This window comes from Pseudomonas sp. SED1, from assembly GCF_034044025.1.
GTDB lineage: Bacteria > Pseudomonadota > Gammaproteobacteria > Pseudomonadales > Pseudomonadaceae > Aquipseudomonas.
In genome coordinates, this window is record NZ_JAXCIS010000110.1 from 1 (window position 1) to 3,416 (window position 3,416).

The 3,416-nt window shown below is 59.5% G+C and carries 6 protein-coding genes; 2 read left to right on the plus strand and 4 right to left on the minus strand.

From position 1 onward, the window contains the following. Positions 1-14: 14 nt before the first annotated feature. Entirely contained in the window at positions 15-767 is a 753-nt protein-coding gene (locus tag SNL23_RS14360; RefSeq protein ID WP_318302556.1) for an outer membrane beta-barrel protein, read from the minus strand. Between the two features lie 124 nt (positions 768-891). Continuing rightward, positions 892-1,722, minus strand: a complete 831-nt coding sequence (locus tag SNL23_RS14365; protein WP_318302557.1) for an arylamine N-acetyltransferase family protein — start codon at positions 1,720-1,722, stop codon at positions 892-894. A gap of 158 nt (positions 1,723-1,880) precedes the next feature. Between SNL23_RS14365 and SNL23_RS14370 the strand changes: the two genes are divergently transcribed. Continuing rightward, positions 1,881-2,126 (plus strand): DUF6555 family protein, encoded by a 246-nt coding sequence (locus tag SNL23_RS14370; RefSeq protein WP_063028819.1) that lies wholly within the window; start codon positions 1,881-1,883, stop codon positions 2,124-2,126. Positions 2,127-2,159: 33 nt separating this feature from the next. Here SNL23_RS14370 and SNL23_RS14375 read toward each other — a convergent pair whose 3' ends face one another. Both SNL23_RS14375 and SNL23_RS14380 read right to left on the minus strand, forming a co-directional pair. Continuing rightward, complete coding sequence (locus SNL23_RS14375) at positions 2,160-2,354, minus strand: DUF6021 family protein (protein ID WP_076015767.1); 195 nt, start codon at positions 2,352-2,354, stop codon at positions 2,160-2,162. A gap of 24 nt (positions 2,355-2,378) precedes the next feature. Then, a complete protein-coding gene (locus SNL23_RS14380; protein ID WP_167663801.1) occupies positions 2,379-2,552 on the minus strand; it encodes a hypothetical protein in 174 nt (57 codons plus the stop codon). A gap of 153 nt (positions 2,553-2,705) precedes the next feature. On the opposite strand from SNL23_RS14380, the gene SNL23_RS14385 reads away from it, so the two are divergent. Beyond that, entirely contained in the window at positions 2,706-3,227 is a 522-nt protein-coding gene (locus tag SNL23_RS14385) for a DUF3087 family protein (protein WP_167663802.1), read from the plus strand. Positions 3,228-3,416 lie beyond the last annotated feature (189 nt).

Here is a 3,416-nt window from a genome sequence, read left to right on the forward strand (position 1 = left end):
GAATCGAGGTGGGCTTAGAACGCGATACCGACCTTGAACCCATACTCGTCACGCTTGAGCTTGGTGTTGTCGGCTACGTACGAGTCGCCATCGAGCTTGTACTCGGTGCGGGTGTAGTACAGGCCCGCCATCACCGGCAGGTCGCCTTTCTGGTTCATCAGCAGGCTGACTTCGGCGTACGGGTTGGTGCGGTCCTTCAGGTCCACAGTGTCGCTGCCGATGCCGTCGACCTTGAGCTTGGCGCGGCCGTCGATGGTATGACGGGCACCCAGTTCAACACGCATGGTCATGTCGTCGAACTGGTGCTTGTAGCCCAGGGCCGCCTTGGCGAACGGCGATTTGTTGGTGAGTTTCATGTCGTAGTCGCCCGAGTCCGGCTCGTAGCGGGTCCAGCTGTAGCCGCCACCCACCAGCACGTCGACGAAGTTGCGTGCATCCAGCGCGGCACGCCAGCCTAGGTCGAGGTCGGCCTGGCCTTCCTTGAGCTTGTTGTCGCTCTTCTCGCCGTACTTGGCCTCGATACCGGCCTGATAGATAAAGCCCGATTCAGCCGTCAGCTTGTTGCCGAAGTTGTAGAACAGGCCGGCTTCAGGCATGTGGTCCTTGTCGCTCTGGCTACCGCCTTCGAGTTTGAAGTCGTTGTAGCTGCCGAGGATACCGAAGGTGGAAATCGGGTCAGTCGGCGCTGCGGCGAACACCACACCAGGTGCTGCAATCAGGGCCAGGACCGAGGAATTCTTGAGGATTTTTCCGAATAGTTTGGACATCGTTTTACGTCTCCATTGTAGGTGGCAAATTATTCAGGAAACGCTTCGAGCCCTCGTTTTGACGAAAGGTTCGAATTAATTTGCACCTTTTTTCGAGGTAAAACGGTTCAGCGATGGCTCTATCTCAGGCTTCTTGGAGGGGTACCAACAAACGACCGAGAATTGGCCGCAACTGTGGATGCTCCGGCAGGCGAATGCCAAAGCTGGCTTGCAGCAGCGTCAGCAGCTCGTCCACATCCTCGATGGCGCGCTTCTCGCTGGGCCGGTCCAGGTAGTGAACCGCGTACTGGCCATTGTTCAGGGTGCGGCGAAATCCCGGGCCGATCAGTGCGACTTTCAACTGACCGAAGAACGGTGAGTCCGGGTGGGTGGAGACGTACCAGTTGCCGATTTCGTAGTCGATGCGCGACTGCAACTGCAGGTCGAACACATACAAGCCGCGCCACTCACCGGCGACCTGCGCCCACAAGGTGTAGCTGCCCTCGTTCAGGCTCAGGCGATAGGGTTCATGGGCCGTGGCCTGGGTAGCGTCGGTGTCCAGTTGCAACGGGCTGGTGGGCACCATGCCACCAAAGCCGACATCGCTGATGTAACGCATGCCGTCCAGGGTCACCAGGCTCAGGCGATGGGTGCGCCCCGTCAGCGCATCGGGCGGCCCGCCCATCACCACGCGACCCGTGATGCCCCGCGCGTCGAAGCCCAATTCCTGCAACAAGGCCAGGAACATCTGGTTCAGCTCGTAGCAATAACCACCGCGCCCGTAGAACAGGACTTTGTGCTCGACACTGGGTAAATCGATGGGCACAGGTGCATGCAACAAGGTCGACAGGCTTTCAAAGGCGAAGGTACTGACGTGGCGCAACTGCAGATCCTGCAGGGTTTGCAGAGTGGGCGGCGGCGGCGTGTCGTAGCCCAGACGTTGCAGGTAGAGGCGGCTGTGGGTCAGCTCTGGCATGACGCGATCCTGGAGTCGTTGGCGAACGCATCACTAATACCCTGAAGGTGGCTATTTGCCAAATGTGATTTGAATCAAATGCAAGCCCTCAGATGCAGAAACTTTCTGAACCTTTCTGAACTGTTTTATATCCATTCACTACAAGACAGGGAGGCATCATGAGTACCGCAATGATCTACACCATCCACTACTTGCTACACGGCGAACCGAAAACCTTTGTGGTGCGTGCCGAGGTCATGAACAACGCCGAAGCGTGGCATTGGGCGGCCGTTGACGCCGACATTGCCCACGTGGGGCGGATAGGCCGACCGGGCCATGAGCGGGTGAAAAAAACCACTCGGCCCTGGGCGGAGAAGTTCGGCATCACCGAGGTGACCTGGGTAGCCCCGAAACGGCTTGGCTGATGAAAAAAGCCCCGCTCGATGGCGGGGCTCATTTCACGGTTTCAGATCACCCAAGGGATCATAGGCCGGCTTCTTGCCGGTTTTTTCAGGCTTGTCCAACGGTGCAATCGCGGGCCCTACCGGGTCGACCTGCGGGTCGGCGACGTCCGGGGAATCGGGGTCGAATCCCAAGTCGTCCTTGCCGCTGGAATGCTCTGATGAATGCGGGCCGCTTGTACTATTAGTCATAACTCTCTCCTTGGCGCGCCGGGTTTACAGCGGGCGGGCCTTGTCGTGCAGGTTTTCCAGGTCTTCTTCGACCCGCTCTTCGTCGTCTTGCCGTTCGGCGGGATCGTTGGGGCGCAGGGCGTCGTTGTCGCGCTCCTCTTCGCCGGGGGTGCGGTCGGGGTTGGGTGTGCCGGGCGGCTGTTGCTGGTACCGGGTCATGGTTCACCTCGCTTGGGGGTCGGTTGCCTACGAGGTTTAGAGAAATTGCTGTGTGCCATCGTTCAACCTGATTACCGTCACTCCGACGGGCGAAGCATGAGAAGATGCCGGCCGATGCGATACCCCTACTTTGCCCATGGAGACTGCACCCGGATGTTTGAGCTAAAACCCTGCGACCCGATTACCTTTCGCCAGCAGACCCGCCGCAGCACGCTGATCGTCGCGGGGCTGTTTGTGGTGTTGGCGATGGTGCTTTCCAGCCTGGCGGTGATGGTGTTTGGCGAGCCTGGGGGGGATAACTTTCGCTTCAACGTGGGTGGGGTGTTTGCCGGGGTATTGATTACCGTGGGGCTGGTGCGGGGGCCGTTCTGGAGCCAGGCGTGGCTGGCGCCGGCGGTGTATGGGTGGCAGCTCAAGCGCAGTTTGATGAGTGTGACGAACGTGATGCACAAGGTGACTGACGGGGTGAAGGTGAATGATCCGGTGGCGATCAAGTTGCTGCGGTTTTATCACCTTGGGTTGATGCAGATGCACGAGCTGGACGCCAATTCGAGTTCTCAGGCGCAGTTGGTGCGGGAGGTTGATGAGCACCTGGAGAGGATGCGGGGGTTGGGGATTGAGCCTGACCAGACGCGGTTGGATCCGGGGTGGGTTGAGGCTGTTAAGGCTCGCTGATTGGGGGGGCATATCCGTTGCTGCGGTAACGGCCGCCTATGGTTCCGCTCTTACAGCGGCTCACTTTTGAACAGCGCAAAAGTAAGCAAAACGCTCTTGCCCCACCACTCGGCACCTCGCTTGGGCTCGGTGTGCCCTCACTCCGGCTTTGGACCGTGGGCCGCCGTCATGGGCCATCCCTGGCCCAGG

What these genes read in the sequence shown, in the direction of transcription:
- SNL23_RS14365 (WP_318302557.1), bottom strand. Translation starts at nt 1,722, where the DNA reads ATGCCAGAGCTGACCCACAGCCGCCTCTACCTGCAACGTCTGGGCTAC.
- SNL23_RS14375 (WP_076015767.1), bottom strand. Translation starts at nt 2,354, where the DNA reads ATGACTAATAGTACAAGCGGCCCGCATTCATCAGAGCATTCCAGCGGC.
- SNL23_RS14370 (WP_063028819.1), top strand. Translation starts at nt 1,881, where the DNA reads ATGAGTACCGCAATGATCTACACCATCCACTACTTGCTACACGGCGAA.
- SNL23_RS14385 (WP_167663802.1), top strand. Translation starts at nt 2,706, where the DNA reads ATGTTTGAGCTAAAACCCTGCGACCCGATTACCTTTCGCCAGCAGACC.
- SNL23_RS14360 (WP_318302556.1), bottom strand. Translation starts at nt 767, where the DNA reads ATGTCCAAACTATTCGGAAAAATCCTCAAGAATTCCTCGGTCCTGGCC.
- SNL23_RS14380 (WP_167663801.1), bottom strand. Translation starts at nt 2,552, where the DNA reads ATGACCCGGTACCAGCAACAGCCGCCCGGCACACCCAACCCCGACCGC.